The sequence below is a fragment of the Prosthecobacter sp. Pr1 genome (assembly GCF_057652315.1).
This window is the reverse complement of the sequence record NZ_JBYFBS010000002.1, coordinates 441,672-459,673: the sequence shown is the minus strand read 5'-3', so window position 1 is coordinate 459,673 and position 18,002 is coordinate 441,672. Positions and strand designations below refer to the sequence as shown.

The window sequence follows — 18,002 nt, the reverse complement described above, 5'->3', positions numbered from 1 at the left end:
CTGCCCACCATGCCCGCAGCGCTGCCACCAACGGTGCTGTCGCCAAGCTGGAGGTAGCCGTAGCCAATGTTGGTGGTGCCCGTGCCGGTCATGTTGTTCGTGAGCAAGGTGCGCCCGCCACCGGTGGTGGTGAGGATGGTGTTGGCAGTACCGTCCACGTTGGAAAGCACCAAATCCCCCAGGACATTGTATTGATTGATGATCAGTTCATTGCCGGCGCCGGAGGTGAGGCTGGCGGAAATAGTGGAGGTATGCGCGCCCACGCTGCTGCTGACAAGAATGCCGCCCGTTTCAAGGGCCATCGTTCCGGTAATGTCTGCATCATTTGCTCCGCTAAAACGAATGGTCGCCGTGGTGGCACCTGCCACTGCGCCTGCGGCGGTGATGTCCGTATTGAGATTCGTGCCGAAAGCGTCTGCGGAATAGCTGGTGAGTCCGGATATGGCAGTGCCCGCTCCGTTGGAAACAGCCCAGGTGCCATCGCCAAACGTGGCCCAACCGCCGAGGATGCCACTGGCTCCATTGACAGTACTCGTCGCAGCAGCGCTTGTGCCCACGGTCAGGGTGCCACCCGCCGCACGCGTGATGGCTCCCAGATTGATGCCTGCGAAGCCAGAAAACTGGCTATACTCGGTCTCAGCATTGAAATGGATCAATGATTCAACCGATGACGCACCTGCATTGAGGGTCGTGGAAGCAACGGACTCCAGAATTCCAGTTCCCGTGCTGATGAGGCGAATGGTGCCGCCGTTCAAAGTCAGCGCCCCGACCGATGGCAGGATGTTGTTTCCTGCACCATAGTTCAGAATGATGGTCGAATTCGACGAGAGCGTGATGCCTCCGGTGTGAGCGAGGTTGCCAGAGAGTGTCAAGCCGCCAAAGTTGCTCAGAACCAGTGCACCTGCGCCGCTTGTAGCCCCAGAGAATCCAGTGGCGGAGACCGCACCGCTGCGAGCTTCGCGGAGGGTCAGCCCGAGTGTAAGCACCGCATTGCCTGTGCCGGCGAGCGACCCGATGGTGTCAGCCAATGTGACGGTGAGTTGAGTGCCGGTGCCGTTGAGATTGATACGGGCGCCATTAATCCCCGTGCTGTTGAAAGCACCACTTGCAGCATTGAGAGTCAGGGCCGCGTTAGTTCCCACATTGATGGTGCCACCAAAGCCCGTGCTGCTACCCGTCAAAGACAAGGTTTGTCCTGCGACGGTGGAATTGACGTTGATCACACTGTTGAGATTGCCGGTGAACACTGTCCCGATGGTCTGAGTGTTTTGATCCATGAGCGTCAGCGAACCGTTGACGAGCTGAATGGTGCCACCGGTGGATGAGGCAGCAAAACGGGAGACGGTTTGTGAGGTGCCGTTCACATCCAAGATGCCACTGACGCTGCGAATGCTGCTGGCCAGTGCCAGTGTGCCGTTTCCGCCTGTTCCTGGAGCACCAACACCTGCCGAAGCACTATAGATGCCCATGCGCAGAATGCCGCCGTTGGAGATGGTCTGTCCGGTGTAGGTGTTGGCACCACGAATCTCCAATGTTGAAGAACCGTCCTTCTGGAAGTCCCCTGCACCTGAAATGACGCCCCCGAAAACGGAGCTGGTGGAGGTGCTGGTGATGAGCCTGATGCCTGCCGTCTGGAGCACGATCAAGCCATCCACGCCATTGATGTAATTTGCATAAAGGCCACCGACGTTGCCACTGGGGAAGACACGAGAGGCGCCTTTGCCACCACCCTGGAGGATGGCGATGGTATCATTGACCGTGACTCCTGAGGTGAATACGCCCCCATTGTTTTCGAGGAACAAGGTTTGCGCAGCGTCGAGACCAAACGCCCCAGAAGTGTTAAATCCGCCCTGGTTCACCAGGAGGGTTCCATCAAACGTAGCGCCATCCGAAACCGGATTGGTCCAAGTAAAGGTGCCTGAACCTTCCTTGATGAGCCAGGTGCCGCCAGCACCAAAGATCTGACCGTTGTATGTGGAGGTGCTGTTGTCCCCGCCGATGGCCAGCGCACCGATGCTGGTGCCGATAGTTCCGGCACCAAAACCTCCAGTGGTGAGAGCACTGAGATTGATGGTGGTGCTGGTGCCGTTGCCGCCACTGAGAGAACCCACACGCTCAAACGGCGTAAGATTGGTGGCATTGACTGCAAAGTTCAGCTTCTGAGTGCCCGAATTTGCAAAGACGATCTGAGAGTTGTCGCTCAAGACATCTTGGAAGGCATACCTGGCACCGTCCCAGATGCCGCCGCCCGCCCAGACCGTTCCTGCATTGATCGTGGTTGCACCAGAATAGGTGCTGAGTCCGGTCAGGAAAAGGTCGCCTGCACCATTTTTGGTAAAGCCCCCGAGCCCTGTCATGGCACTGCTCAGCACGCTGGTGGGAGTGATTGTCAGAGTAGGAATGTTGGTGACGGTCGCACCGGGGAGCTCATTAATGAGCACGTTGTTGCCATCGATGATCTGCAGGATGATGCCGGTGGCGTTGGTCATGCCGGTGCTGCCGGAGATCAGCATGCCGGCAGCCAGACCCGCAGTGCTCGAATCCAGTTTAATGACGCGGAAAGTGTTGTCGGAATCCGCCAGACCACTGATGATGGTGGGGGTGCCATTGGTGTAAGTCGTGGTCAGCGTGGCCCCGCCGCCAAGAGCGAGAATGGTGTTGCGGGTGCTGGTCAGTGAAGTGATGGTTTGGTTCGAATTCACGCCGAAAACCGTGTTCCAGCCCGCATTTCGAACATTGGCGGAGCTGGCAAGCGCCGCACCGCCGGAAAGAATCAACCCACCGCCCGACTGTCCGCCGTAGGTGCGGATGAGCACATCCCCGGTGAAGTCAGTGGTGCCCGCAAGAGTTTGCGTTCCGCTGCCCAGCTTGGTAAGACCACCTGTGCTGCCCCCCGTGATGGTGCCTGAGAAGACCGCGTCGGCGTTGTCCAAGCCCAGGGTGAGAGCGCCGGTGCCCGTCAGCAGGACATTGCCTCCGTTGCTGCCACCGCCGGAAAGAGATCCCAGAGTTTCGCTGTTGCCGTTCAGATCCAGAGCGACACCTGCGGTGTTCGCCAACACCACGCCAGAACGATCTGGAATGATGGAGATTGGGCTGGCACTCGCGATTTGAATGACTCCGGTATTGATGATGGTGCTGCCCGTGTAGGCATTGCCACCCGAAAGGTACAGCATGGAGGAGGCACCATCCTTGACCAACGACACCGGACCGCGCTGAACGAAGCCATCCGTGTCCCCAATGGAACCGGTGAAGGTAAAGATGCCAGTGGACGAGCCCGTGAAGGTCAGCGACTTGGCCCCGGAAACCGTGGAGGTGGTGTTGCCTGTAAATGTCAATGCACCAGTGCCGTCATTCTGAATAACACCCCCACCGGTGGTGCCTGCGAGATTGATAATTCGGTCGGTCGTTTCACCGGCCCCTGTGTAAATCAGTGTGCCAGTGTCCGCGCCTGAACCGAGAGACAATGTGCCGTTCGCCGCCGTGGTCTGCGCGCCCAGACTGCTGCTGCTCGAGCCACCAGAAACGTTGTTGATCGTGCTGACACTCAGCGCGCCGTTTTTGATCCAGGTGCGGCCCGTATAGGTGTTGGCACCCGTCAATGTCAGAGTGCCGGTTCCTGCTTTGGTGAAGTTCAGGGTGGAGTTGGAGCTGTTGGTGATCGTACCACCAAAGGTCGTGCTGGAATTGTCGCCTCCTGCCGTGAATGTCGAAACAGTGCCTGAAGCCGTGTTGGTGACTGTGCCGCCTGCAACAGCACTTTCACTGGCCAGAGAGCCAACTGCGCCATTGAAACCGTTCATGTCCAAGGTGCCGCCTGCAAGCACAGTCAGGGCAGTCAGGGTGGGCAGCGCATCGTTGAGGCCGTAGGTGATCTTGCCAGCCGTAATCGTCGTGGCTCCGGCATAGGTATTGGCAACTTTGAACGTCAGATTGCCAGCGCCTGTTTTGTTGATGCCGGATGCTCCCGTTCCCGTCAAGGGAGAGCTGATATCCAAGGTGGCCAGAGTTGGGGACAGAACCTCACCATTCCACTGCACAGGACTGATATCGAAAGTGCGAACCGCTCCGTTGAGATCGACGGCCCCGAGTCCGAAGAACACCAGCTGGTTGGTGGTGGCGGTGGCATTGGCATTCACAGAGAGGGTGAACTGTGTCCCGTTGACAATCGAGGCGATCGTTGCACCGGCTGGCACGCCAAGCCCGATGACCGGCGTACCAACAACCAGTCCTGCCGTGCTTGTGACTGTCACCGTGGCGTTGCCACTGGTGGTGGTGGCGGTCATTACCACGCCGAGCTGTGACACCGCCCCGAGGTTTTGGGAAGTTGCGCTCAAATTGCCATTCAAGGTGAAGGCACCTGTGCCAACGTTCAGGACCGGCGAGTTGCCACCGTTGTTGTTAAACACCACGCCGCCAACAGTCTGATTGAAGTTGTTTGTGTCGAATGTAGCACCGCCCTGGATGGTCAGGATGCCAGTGTGTGCCATTTGATTGGCAGCCCCCAGAATGACCTGCGTGTTGCGGTCCGTGTAAGCCGCCGGATTGCTGCTGTAGCCACCCGATACGGTCAGATTCCCAGGCACGGCAAAAGTCGTGACTCCATCCGCCAGGGCATTGTTCAGGACGATTCGCCCTGAGTTCACCCAGGTGCCACCCGTGTAGGTGTTGGAACCGGTGATGAACACATCATTGGTGGCGTTGAGCGTCCCGCGGCCCTGATTGCCATCAATCACAAGAGCCACCGAGCCACCAGCCGCATTGTTGACGATGTTTGCAGAGACTGTGACATCCGCATTGCCGGTGTTGTCCGCCTGATTATTGAGCCAGCTCAGGGCATGGAGGTAGAGATCGGCCGGACTGGAAGTGGTTCCGGCGGTCAAGGAACCATTGATGATGTTGATGCTGTTGGCAGAGGCTGCGGTGGCGACAGGTGAGGCGATCAAACCGCCGCTGGCCAGCGTCAGGGTCTTGCCGCCCAGATCCAGCACGCTGCTGGCAGTAGCACCTGTGTTGGCCTGAAGGTTCAGGCTGTTGAGAGTGACGTCTGCCGTCAGGGTCGTGGTCGATCCTGCAACTGGCAGCAGGATGCGCACATTGTCCGTGGCTGTGCCGGTGAAAATGGTGCTGGGCGAGTAGCCTGCATAGCCGTTGTTGGTCAGACCACCAACCCCCTGACTTGGGGTATAGGTTGCAAACTCACGCTCAAAGGTGGCCCAACCACCGATGATGTTATTGGAGAGGCCGTCACCGATGTTGGTGGTGGCAACGCCATTGAGATTGGAGATGAAGAGGCGCTGCAGGGCGGAGATATTGCCGTCAATATTCACGAACCTCACCGTGCCGTGCTGGCCGGCCGTCTGCGCAAAGCTGGCAAAGGTGACGTCCGACTGGTTCACATTTGAGCCAGGTTCCGCGAAATCAATGATGCTGCTGCCATATCCGAGCCTGACTTCCCCGAGTTGTTCCGTGCTGTAGAGCGAGGCCCGGCTGCGCCATTGGAACATGGCTCCGTTCAGAGTGATTGTAGCCGCGTCATTGATGCGGTCAGTAAGGCTCACCGACTCGACGGTGATATTGCCGGTGGTGACCAGCAAAGTGGAGTTTGAAATTTCAATGGAGGACGTTCCGCTCCACCTTCCACCATCAATAAGCTGAGTGCGTCCGCCGTTGAGAAGGGTGGCACCGGTGTAGGTGTTGTCGCCATAGAGATTCCAATCAACAGAAGAACCAGCAGCACCGGACCGCACCACAGCAATGTTGCTCTGCAGCACATTGCCATTCCCAATGGCACCCCGGAAACTCACATTGGCCGTGGTCAGCGCCAAGGTGGCCTGGGAGGCCGAAGTATTGATGACATAACCGGCTGTATTGGCTGCAAATCCGTCATTGACGGCCAAGGATCCAGTCTGGGCCTGGAGGTTGTTGATGTTCTGCACCGTGCCGTTGAGGTCAAGATTGCCTCCAAGAAGCTGCATCGTCTGGTTTGAAGTCAGGCTGAAATCCGTGCCATCAAGCTTCAGCGTGCCCTGGTTGACCGTGACCGTACCGGTAAAGGTGTTGCCAGCGGCAAGCGTCAGGGTGCCCTCGCCCGACTTGGTGAGGCCTCCGCTGGTTCCAGTGATAGCGACGCCCAAGGTCAGATCTCCAACCGTGTAAACAATCAATTCCCGATTGCTTGCAGCGGTGAGAGTTCCCGTGCCGGAGATTCCGCTGTTGCCGGCCTGCACCAGCAGCGCACCGCTTTCCAAGGTCAGAACGGCACCGCCTGAGAGGGTGATGCCGCCACCGCTGCCAATTTGCAGGGAGTTGATGGAAAGAGATGCCGCCAAATTTGCGGCACTGGTCAGATTCACATTGGTACCAGCAGTCGAGAGACTGGTGACCTGTTCGGAACCGCTCAGAAGACGAAGCCGGTTGGTTCCAGCATTGGCGCCTGCAGCGGCGGAGTCTGCCGTGACAAATCCGACGCCAGAGCCGCTCAGACTCGTGTCGCCGATGGCCCAACCCAGAATCGATTTGTTGGTCGTGCCTGTGGCTCCCAGCTGGCCCGTGAAGGTGTAAGTGGCCGTGCTGCCCTGAATGGTGGCCACGTTGGCACCCGCCGCATTGCCAAAGCCATCGGCACGGATGAGCAGGGTGGAGCCGCCGTTGCGCGTCACCGCCGCCGTGGTGAAGTTCAGCTGCTGGCCTGCACCGGCATCCAGCGTGAAGACCAGCGCGCCAGCATTGATGCTCATGGCACCCGTGGTCGTTTCTGTCGTGGTGGCGGAGCTGCTGCCGATGATTCTGAAATCGGAGCCTTGGAAATTCAGCGCTGCATTTCCAAGACGGTTGCTGACGTTGGTGCCGGAATTGTCGAGCACCAGGGTTCCAACGTCATGCACATAGATCGTGCGAGCGGAGCCCTGGCCGGAGCCCAGCGTGCCGAAGGTGCCTGTACCGTTCAAGGACAAGGTGCCTTGCTTGACCATGACATCCCTGCCAGAAAAGGCGTTTGCCACCTGAATGTTCAGCGTGCCGGTGCCGAATTTGTTGAGCTGGTAAATGCCCAGTGTTCCCGTGTTGGTGAAGCCTGTGGTGGTGATGTTGGTGGTGCCTTCACCGCCGATCCCGACCCAGGAATGACGATTCGAACCGGCTGTCCCCACCTGGCCCAGCACGCCGCCGGTAATGTTCAACGTGGCACCCGCATCCGCCGCCAGGGTCACGGCACGCATTTGGCCGTCTGCCGTGGATGTCGCGATGGTGATGAGACCTGACACGGTGTTGATCCCTGACGTGCTGCGGATGGCTCCGCCACCATTGATGCCGTTGTTGGTCGCATTGTTGGTGGCATTGATGAAAATGCCATCTGCAACCGTCGCTCCGCCGGTCAGCTCGAGGGCAGACCCGACGTTTGACATCAAGATTCCACCTGCGGAGGTTGTGATGGTAGGATTCGCCCCAGTCGTATTGGCGCTGAGAGTGATCGTCGTGCCAGTGATGGCGGTGATGAACGTGTCTGCGGCAATTCCCGTTCCGAACACCAGCTGGCCCACCCCATAATTGGCTGTGCCACCGGTCGGCGTGAGGACGGTCTGACCGGAGGCACCCGTGGTCGCCGTCGAACTCGTGGTGGACGATGCATTGCCAAGCTGGTTTCCATTGGAAATTCTCAGCACGCCCTGTTGAACAAACATGACCCCGTTCCAGCCGGTCTCAGGGGATGTCAGCTCAAGGGTGCCGAGGTCATACTTCCTCAAGGCATTGTTGGCAGATGCAAAGGTGAAAGCGCTGTTCAGCGTCAGCGTGTTGCCCTGTGTCACTTCAATTTCACCTGCGGCGGAATTGAGGTTGAAAGTGCGGGAGGTGGCAAAGGTGCCGGTGGCACGGAAACCATAGCCAAGATTGTTGCCGCTGAGACGGATGATGTTGCCTGAATTGCCCAATGCGGCGTCGGAGGATGCGGCAATCAACCCGGCTGTGATGTCAATGAAGGACCCACCACCGCCAAACGTGTTGCCCGTATTGGTCAACGACAGCACACCGCCGCCTGATTTGGTGAGAACCACCGCCGAAGCACCCGTAGGCCCCCCTGAAAGCACGCCACTGAGGGTCAACCCATCAAGCTGCAGTGAAGTGCTGCCATTCACCACATTGAAAGTGGGGCCCTGATTGGAGGAGACCGTGTTGAAGGCGATATTGTCAGCCAGAAGCAGGCCGTAATTGTTGTTGTTGGTCACGGTGAGGCCGTTGCCCAGCAAGGATGAGGTAAAGCTGCTCGGCGCAACCACCTTGTTGACAGCCAGCGGGTAGTAATCGCTGGTGCCCGCGCGTCCGATGGTAAGCGACAAGGCAGTGCCTGTGACTGTGGACTCCCAGGTGATGCCACCGAGATTAATCGTCTCGAACGAACCGGTTCTGTCCCCATCGACCAAAAGTGAGAAGGAGGTGCTGGTGTTCAATGCACCGATGTCGATCGTAGCGGCGGTGTTGTAGCCGTTAAGATTAATCCCTGTGATGTTGCCCAGGCCGGTCTTGCTGATGGTGTTGGCACCCGTTCCTCCAAAGGAAGTGATTGAGCCGATGTTGGCAATGGGGCCGCCGAGCACCACATTGAGAAACGGTGTGGGAATATTGATCACAACGCCGGTGGTGGCCAGGGTGTCAAATGTCAGTGCGCCGTTCAAGGTGAGCGTGGGCAAGTTGGTGCCGGTGTTGTTGAAGATCGGGCTGCCAGCAAAACTCATGGCGTTGGCCACCGTACGGCTGTTGTTGTCCACCAGAAGAGTGGTGCCGTCTGCAAACGACACGGTGCCCACCCCCAACGGACCGGAGAGAAGTGAATTCGGCACGGTGGAGGTGCTGCTGGCCGAGAGCAGGATCCCGCCGCCCTGCACCAGCATTCCGCCGTCAAAGGTGCTCTGGCCGCTGAGTTGGAGCAGGCCGTTGTCGGTTTTAATGATTTTGGCCCCTGTGCCAGTGATGGCCGAGGAGATGCTCAATGAAGCAGTGAGCTGTGTATAAGCCTGACCGTTCAGTGTAGGTGCCTGGATGCTGAAGGTGTTGTTACCGCTGCCAAGGGCCAGGAAGCCGCCGTTGATCGTAGCAACCGTGGAGGCATTGCTGCTGGTGACAGTGATCGGCGCGGAGGAAGTGAGCGTCAGGATGCTGTTGGTCTGATTCGTGATGGTGGGTGTGCCCGAGCCGCCATTGTTGTTGAACGTGATGCTCTTGAGCGTGTTGTTCAGCCCCAGGCCGCCAGCCAGCGTGAGGGTGGAACTGCCAACCAAAGTGACATCATTGGATGCATCGATCTGCCCGACATTCGTCAGCATGGTGACCGCCGCGTTGTTGATGGTCAGACCACCCGCAGGGAGAACCACCCCGCTGCCGATCAAATTGAGCGTGCCCTGGTCCACGACCGTACCGCCCGTGTAGGTGTTGTTGGCAGACAGGTTGACAATACCAGTGCCGGACTTCACGAAAGTCACTTTGTTGCCAGCGCCATTGTCTGCGATGACTGAATTGATGATCAGGTTGCTCATGCCGACGCTGAAAGTAAGCGCACTGCCGGCGGCCGTGGCCACCTGGCTGAGTGTGACCTGAGTGGGACTGTCCACCGACACGACATAAGTCCCCGCAGGGATGCCGGTGCCGGTAAGGGTCATGCCCGGAGCGATGCCTGTGGTGGAGTTCATCGTGATCTGAGCCGATCCCAATGCGGTGGTGCCGCTGACAAACGAACCCGCGGTGAAAGTTTGGTTTTGCGCATTCGCCGTGGCATTGGTGCTCAGGGTGATCTGCGTCAGGCTGTCCACGGAAACGACTGTGGTTCCGGGGGCGAAATTAGCATTGGCCAGGGTCATGCCTGGCTGGATGCCAATCGTTGAATTCATGATCACCACGGGAGAACCAGCAACAATGCCACCGGCAGAATTGGGATTGGTAAACGATGGATTGGAGGTGCTGGTGTTATAAACAATGAGCTCCCGAGTCCCGCTCGTTTCCGTGCCACCGGCAGTGATCACACCCCGGATGGCCGTGGTGCCAAAGCTGGTGTCAAAGGCGTTGTTGGTGCGCAAGATGCCACCGAGTTCGAGGTTCAGGACATCGCTGCCGCTGGTGAAAGCAATGTTGTTGGTGAAATTGCCGGTCAATCGAAGCATGCTGGCGGTGGTGGTGCCAGAGAGGGTGGTGGTCAGCGGAGTCACCGAGTAAGTTCCAAGATCGGTGATGTTGCCGCTGCCAAACACGGCCGAATAACCGGCAAAGCCGCCGTTCCCCACCGTGCCCACACCATTGGTGGTGTTGTAGGCGGCATAGTCGTTGGAGTTTGAAATGGCCCAGGCTCCCAGAACGCCATCACCATAGGTGGTGGGCGCAGATGTGAACACGATGCGGGGGAAGTTGCCGACGCTGCCAAGCGCGGTAGATCCGAGGAAATTCACCGTCGATCCAGCCGAACGCGTCAGGCTGGCAATGGTCAGATCCATGGCCGTGAAGGCCCCGGCCGTACCAGTGCCACCGGTCGCGGCCTGAATGCTGTTGGCGCCCTGCGCCAAAATGATGTCGCCCAATCTTTCAGTGGCCATCGTGTTGACCCGGCCGTTGATCTGAATGTTGCCCCCCCGAAGTGTGATGGAGATGCCATCGCCGATGCGGTCATTGTTCTGCATCTGCAGGCTGCTGTTGCTCGTGGCGACCAGGGTGGCGCCATTGATTTCAATGGCCGAGGTGGCAAGGAGCGAGCCCTCATTTTCAAGCGTGGTGGTGCCGCCCAGAAGCGAGGTGGTGCCGGTGTAGGTCTGCGCCGTCTCCAGCGTGAGGGTGCCACCTGCGACGCGGCCCAGGTTGATGCCGCCAGAAATGATCCCCCCGAAGGTGCCACCGCCGTTGGTCACAAAGGTGCTGGTGGTCATAGCCGTGTTGGTCAGCGAGCCAGCCGAGCTGGGCATGTTTCCGCCACCTGTCAGATTGCCGATATATTGAGAGCTGCCGTTGAGATCCACGGTGGCACCGATGCCGATGTTAAGAGAATTGACTGCCGGGAAGATGGCATTGAGCCCGGCGTTGAGCTGCAGGGTGCCTCCCATGACATTGGTGGTGCTGTTGTAGTAGCTGGTGCTTTCAAGGCTCAAAGTACCAGCTCCCACCTTGCTGAGCTGGCCGTTGATCAAAGCGGAGGTCACATGCAGTGTGGTGCCGGCCTGCACCTGGAAAAAGCCGCCGCTGCCGCCCAGGTTCACCTGTGAGACAGCCAGCGTGTTGTCACCGCCGGTGCTGATGAGAGACCCCGTGGTCAAAGTGAGCACACGGTTGCCCGTGCTGGTGATGGACAGGCCGCTGCCGTTGATCTTCAGAGCATTTAACGTGCGCGACAACGACACATTGGCCGAACTGGTCACGTTCATCGTGTCGCCGTTGGCCGCACCATTCAGATTGTTGGTGTTGTTGTAAGCAGTGAAAGCCACCACACCGTTGGTGCTGTCATAGGCGGCAAACTCATCCAGGAGAACAATGCGTGGCAGAATGGCGTTGGTGAATGTGCTGCCCCCCTGCTGGTAAGTGGTGATCTTCACCTTGTTTGTGGAGCCCAATCCGCTGATTCCAGACAGATCCCATGACGAGCCGGAGTTGGCGAAATTGGCGGTGGCAAAGGTCAGCGTGTTGCTGCCCGTGCCGGACATGCTGATGGTTCCCATGATGCTGTTCACGGTGGCAACACCGATCGATTCAGAGGTGTTGTTGCCGACCAGGCTCAAGGCGCCGCCATTGAAGGTGAATGCGCGCCCGTTCACACGGCCGCCGGCATTGTTTCCGCCGCTGTTGTCCAGCGCCAGTGTACCACCGGCATTGAGCGTGATGCCGGAGGCTGAGTTGATGCTCCCGCCTGTGCCGCTGATGGTGACGGTGCCGCGATTGATTGTCAGGGCTCCACCAAAGGTGTTGGTGCCGGAGAGATTCAAAGCGTTGCCCTGAAACAGAACCGCCGAGGCGGTGGCGGTGCTGCCGTTGACAATGGCGCTTGTGATGTTGGTCGTCCCGGAGCCGGCAATGACCATGGTGCGGCTGGTGCTTGATTCCGAAAGATTGACACCTCCCGAAAGGGTGAGCACAGCCCCAGACCCGGCATCGAGATCATTCTGCAAAACCCGGGTGGAGCCGTTGTTGGTCACTGATGAGCCAAACTCGATGCTTTGCGTGCCATTGATGACAGCCGGGTCACCGGCAATGGTCACGGCGTTTACCAGCTTGTTGACTCCGGTCAGATCAAACGCTGATGTCAAAACACCGCCATCAAGAATCAGGGCATTGGCGGCAGTTCCGAGCGCTTTGACATTGCCGATCACAAGCGTTCCCTGACCAAGCAGAATGCCGCCCGTCAGTGTGGTGGCACTGCCAATGGTGAAGGAGGCTTCGTTGGCAATGCGAATGTCAAGACGTGTGAGAGAGGTCGAAAGCAGGGCGTTGTCCTTGATGTCCCCGTTCCATATCGTCGAACCATAGCCGCGGATGTTGAACTGGCGCGTGGCAGCCGCGTTCTGGAAGTTGAGGAAATTGCCGTTGATGGTAAGCAGCGCGCCGCCTTCAAGATTGTTGCTCAGGGTGTTGTCATTGCCGCCGGAGTTTTTGATCACATCGCCATTGATGGTGATGGGATTTGCACCGGCGAAAACGGCCGTCGAATTATTGTTAAGGATCACTGGTTGTGAAATCGTCAAGCCTGCCGGATCGGTGGCAAAGATCCCGGCGTTCGACATCAAAAGTCCGCCAAAGACCAACTGGGCATTCACAGGGATTGTACGAGCTGAAGAAATCGTGAACGTCGTGGCACTGGTGATGCTGGCGATGGTGTCACCGTAAGCAATGCCAGTTCCATTGATGTTCATGCCCACGACCAAACCGGCCGTGGTTCCAGTCGCCAGGGTGATCGTGGAGGAGTTGTTCACCGCAGCGGAGGTCAAACCGGTGGGGCCGGCTGCTCCGAGAGAACCGGTGGTGCCAATGCCGAGAAGACCGCCGTCAACCCGGGTGCCACCCGTATAGGTGTTGGCGGCGTTCAAGATCCAGACACCGCCGTCGGCCTTGAGCACGCGCAAGGCACCCACGCCCCCAAAGGCAGGCGTGGCCAGCCCTTGCGCATTGTCAGCGAGCACGGAGGTGATCATGTTGGCGTCCGTGTTCGTGCCGCGGATTTCCAAGGTCTTGTCACCACCGATGGTGTTCACCGAGGTTCCAGTGGTGTTTCGCACATCGGTGAGAATCAGCGCCCCTGTGCCGCTGGAATCGATACGCCGGGTTCCCGTGGTGCCGGTGAGGTCGATCTCACGCGTGGTGGTTTCTCCCGCACCCACATACATCAGGCTGACGGTGGTGTTTGAACCGGGATTGCCCAGTTCCAAAATGCCACCACCGACGTTCGTGCCAAAACTGGAAGAAGTCGCCCCGCTGGCACCAATGGATGTCACATACACTGCATCCTGACGAATGACTGTCCTGCCGCTGTAGGTGTTGGCATTCCCGAGAATAAGACCGGCGCTGCCGATCTTGCCCAAACCGCCCGTACCGCCGATCACACCCGAGACCGTGGCAAAATCAAGATTGGTGCTGCCATTGTCATCCACCTGAATCTGACGCCAGCCTTCTCCCGTCACTGTTGTTGGAATAGCGGCGGCGGCGACGACCCCGGTGCCCGAACTCAGGGTGAACTGAGTCGAGCTGTTGATGGCTGCGATATAAAGCCCGGTGGGAATGTTGGAGTTGCCAGTAAATGCCTGGCCGATGGTCAGTCCGTCCGTGGTGCCGCTGGTCAGATTGACGGTGGCACTTCCGGCCGTCGTCGTCACATTGATGGACTTGCTGATGCCTGCGGCGAGGTCAAAATTGCCTTTGATCTCGACGTCCGCAACGGAGGTGGCGTTGTTGAGAATCAGCGCACCTGCGCCGATGAAATTGGCGGTCGATCCCCACACCGGTGTGCCCAAGGAGCTGAAATCCACCGACAGCTTGGAAGTGCCGGATGAGAAACCTCCATTACCGTAGGCGGCAAACCGAAACTCCCCGGCGCCCGTGCCCATGGCCCGGTTGAATGTGCCGGAAGTCTGATACACACCCCCATTGAGCAGAAGATTGCTGCCGGATGAAAGGCCGGCACCGTCAACCGCCTGCAGAGCCCCGCCATTGATGGTGGTCGTACCCGTGTAAATGTTTGGGGTTGATGGGTTGAGAATCCACAAACCCCCACCGTTTTTGGTCAGCGAGAGCGCGCCACCATTGGGATTGTCGATCAGATGGATGTCGATTTCGTTATCTCCCTGCGAGTCACCGTCGAGGGTGAGGGTGCGCGCACCGGTCCCGCTGAAAGCCAGATCAGCGGTGTTGTTGAAAATGAGCGCCGCATTGTTGTTGTTACGCGCCGCAGACAGATTCCCGTAGCTGCCAAAGGAGGCGATGGTGCCGTTGCCAGCCAGGGTGAACAGGCGATTGATGCTGACGGAAGGCGTCTGGGTTGCGGTGACCGCACCGCCGGAGTTGGTCCCCACATAACGCAGGGCGCCGCCATTGAGAATGAGGCTGGCGGCGTTGGTCGCGTCGCTGGTCGCATCCCCTTTGCCGATGCCACTGGCCACGCCGATGTCGGCGATGTTCGGAATGTCCAGATTGCCGCCAAGAATGGTCACCGGCCCTGTAAAGGTGCTGGCACCGGTGAGAGCCACCGTGCTTGATGATCCGGCCTTCACCAGTGCAACTGTCGCTGTGGCACCATCCTGAATCAGGCCCGTGAAGACACCTCCTGTGTTGTTATTGCTGAACCGGAGAGTGGCCGTACCGCTCGCAGCACTGTTGGTGATGATGCCCGCGCCATTGAACGTATTGACTGAATTCGTTCCAGATGCGGCTGTGCCGACGTTCACTCCATTGAGATCAAAAGTGGCCCCTTGGCGGATCATCAGGTTGACGTTGGTTGCACCGATCAAACCAGTGCCTGAGAGCTGCAAAGTCCCCTCATTGACGGTGACCGTACCCGTCTCGGCATTCGCTCCGCTGAGAATCAAAGTGCCTGCTCCGTTCTTCGTGAGGCCACCCGTCGTTGTGGACGTGATCGGTGCCGAAATCAGAAGGGAGTCTGTGAGGCCATCAACGCGAACGACGAGGTCCTGATTGCCACCCGTAGTCACGCCTGTGCCGCTGATCGTGCCCGAGCCACCCGTCTGCAAAATACCGCCTGAAGTGTTGGCACCCAGGTTGATCGTCAGCAGCCCCGTCTGGTCCACGGTCTGGCTGCCGAGTATTTTCAACGAACTGATGGTAAGCGCCGCCGAACTCGTGTTTCCAGTCACCAAATTGTGACTGGCAGCCGTGAGTGCCGCTCCAGCGGTCACGAAGCCTGCATCCGTGTCATAAACGGGTGCCACCAGCACCCCGCCATTGGAACGGGCGAAGTCAGCGCCGTTAAAATAAATACGACCATTCCCGGTCAGTGTCGTGGCGGTGCTCGTCGCAACTCCCGTGAGCGTCACCGTGCCATCACCGATAATGTTCAAACCCGTACCGATGGCAGGTGTGGCCAGCGAAGAGAAAATCAGACCCGTGGCACCGCCGCCCGAAGTGATCTTGATGGTGCCAGCACCCGCAGTCAGGGTCAAAGCGCCGAGTGATTCCGTCAGCGCACCGCCACTGAAGCCCAGATACTCAAAGGTGCCGCCCGCCACCTGATTGGTGTTCAATGGATCTGCGTTGAAAATGAGCGCCGAACCATTGTCGATGACATTGGAACCACTGCCGCTGCCGGCAGTCGCCTTGATTTGAAGAGTGCCACCCGCGACCGTCACGGTGCCTGTGAAATTGTTCACCGTGCCAAACGTCAGCGCCGTGGCGTTGGCGACAGCGGTGCCGATGGTGGTGTTGATCGTGATGGTGTTGCCATTGATCGCGGTGATGATCGAGCCGCCCGGAATGTTGGTTCCCGAGACTGTCTGCCCCACGACCAGACTTGCGGCATTGGAAACGGTGAAGCTGTTGCTCTGTGCCGCGCCACCGCCGGTGGTGGTGACACCCGTCGCACCCGCAGTCACATAGTTGGAGGCCGAGGGATCATAGAGCCATGTGCCGGAGCCGATCTTGACCAGCGATGTCTTGTTGGTGGTGGTGTTGTCCTGAATCACACCCCGAATCTCATTTTGCAGAGTGCTTTCACCGCCCAGATAGAGATTTTTGATTCCCGCGCCGGTGGCTGCAATGTTGTTCGCAATGATCAGCGCCGAAGGGCTGCTGCCCGTCTGATTGGCCAGGATGATTCCCGATCCCGTCGTGCTGGTCAGGTTGATGGCCTTGGTGACGGTTTCACCGGCCCCCGTGCCGGCGGCACCCAGGTAGTTCAAAGCACCGCTGCTGAGCTGAAGAGCCCCGCTTGTGCCGCTGTTGATCGCACCGAAAGAATTGATCGCCACGGTGCCGGCATTGACGTTGAAGCTGCCCAGGAAATTGCTGGAAGTGCCCTGGATGGTGAGCGTGCCAGTTCCCGACTTGGTGACCACGTGCGCAGCACCTGCGGCGGTAAGGTTGCCGGTCAGCAAGGTGTCGGCATTGCCCTGAATGGTCAGGGTGCGCGCCGTTGTATCCGTCTGATTCCAAAGGCTGGAAGTCGCGAGGGTGAGGAGGCCGTTCGAATTGTTTTCAATCAGGGTGTTGCTTGCGCCGCCCGTTCCCATGACACCCGCCGGGGAATTGTTCAAACCCAGCAGGGTGACGTTGAATCCGTCCCGGCCCGTGATGCGGAAATTGACATTCGTCCCCGTGGCCCGCGTTTCCCCAAACGTCACGGTCTGGTTGATGGCGCTGCCATTGACATCGCGGCTGACGAAGATGCCCGTGTTGGTAAAGTCACGGTTGAATATCTTTCTTTTCGAAAAATCCGCGTTCCCCACTCCGGGTGTGTCAGTGCGGACTTCCAGGATGCCGTTGTTGAGATCGACCGACTGGGTGCTGGGGTTCACCCCCAAGGCGCCGTTGGTGGACACACGCACGGTGCCGGAATCAATGCGGAGGGACTGGGCAAAATTGTTGTTCGCATTTTGCAGCCACATCGTGGTTCCATAAGAATTGCCTGTTTTGGAAAACCGGTCATTGGCGACTTCAAAACTGGTTATCTGACCTGAGATGATGAAGTTGCCGTTGCCAAAGAACGTCTGAGTGCTGCCGTTGCCAAGCTGGACATCCCCTGAGATCGTTGTGACGCCATGGGTCGAAATGACGTTCCCTTGGGAAGCCGTGCCGCCAATGACCAAATTTCCGGCGATTGTGTTGTTGCCCACGCTGATGAGAGCGCCGCCGTTGTTGATGGCCCCTGGGCCACGGCCTGACAAACTGATGTCACGATTGATCGTCATTCCTGCAATCCCGCCCTGCAAAACAAGACTGCCGCCGCTGTACCCCGGATTGCCCGTGTTCGCCAAGCCATTGACGGAAATGACGGTGGTGCCCGCTCCAAGCTGAGCTTCATTTGTGATGACGACCGCACCGCCGTTGATGACCACATCCCCGGTGAAGGTGTTCGCATTGCTGCCGAGCCGGAGCGTGCCGTTGCCCGTCTTCGTCAGCCCTGAAGATCCCGCGATGATGGAATCAATTTGGGCACCCTTGAAGGAGGCCACATTGATGACGGAAGAGCTCACTCCAGCGACGGTGCTCAGTGTCAGCGTGCCACCGGTGATGACGTTGCCATCGCTCCCAAAGACCAGACCGCCCGCAGTGATCGGCCCGCCCACGGTGATGGTTCCGGGGACACCCCCAAAGATGGCCACCTCACCATTGAGCCAGTTCGCGGTGTCTGACAGACTGCTGTCATAGGACCAGTTGGTTGCCGTGGTGTTCCACTGCCCGTCAGAGCCGTTGTAGTATAAAGTGGCCCCTTGAACCTGAAGGGCCCAGAAAGGAAAAAATACCGCAAGGGCGGTGGCGATTGGCTGCGTGAAATGACGACGCAAGGTGTCCAAGAGAACGCTGGATTTCTTCAT

At 58.5% G+C, this 18,002-nt stretch carries 1 protein-coding gene (only partly in view); it reads right to left on the bottom strand.

What is annotated here, in order from left to right:
• On the bottom strand, nt 1-18,002 hold the 5' portion of the coding sequence (locus AC24GY_RS04725; RefSeq protein ID WP_487680740.1) for an autotransporter-associated beta strand repeat-containing protein. The gene continues 11,911 nt to the left of window position 1, outside the view; the window shows 18,002 of its 29,913 coding nt (coding positions 1-18,002); the start codon lies at nt 18,000-18,002; the stop codon falls past the left edge of the window.